This window comes from Tamlana crocina, assembly GCF_012037625.1.
The window spans coordinates 1-420 of sequence record NZ_JAAVJS010000304.1; the positions used below are offsets into that span (position 1 = coordinate 1).

Sequence of the window (420 nt, forward strand, 5' to 3'; positions counted from 1 at the left end):
AGTACATATATCTAAAATTCGATTTTGAAACCCTGGTTTCTTCGCCATTTTCCGGCTGAACAAATACCTCAAGGTTAATATCAAAACTCTTCTTGCCGCTTGATTGCAGGTAGGGAAGTAATTTCTTTACGGGCTTAGGGCTTTCAACTCTAAAAGGTTCAAGAGCATCAAGAGTTACGATCCAGGGAGAAATAGAAGAAGCGAAGTTCTTTGCCAGGAATGGCCCCAGAGGCACATATTCCCAGGTTTGGATATCCCGGGCACTCCAGTCATTGAACAGCACCAGTCCAAAAATGTAATCTTCGGCCTCATCTATAGGAATAGGTTCTCCCAGGTGATTGGCATCTGTAGTAATAAAGGCCATTTCCAGTTCAAAATCCACTCTTTGAGAGGGACCAAAAACAGGTTCGTCGGCATCTT

1 protein-coding gene is annotated in these 420 nt (G+C 43.3%); it reads right to left on the reverse strand.

Going from position 1 to position 420, the window contains the following annotated elements:
* The coding region (locus HC176_RS16835) for a fumarylacetoacetate hydrolase family protein (protein ID WP_209309772.1) at positions 1-420 on the reverse strand (420 nt) is incomplete at both ends.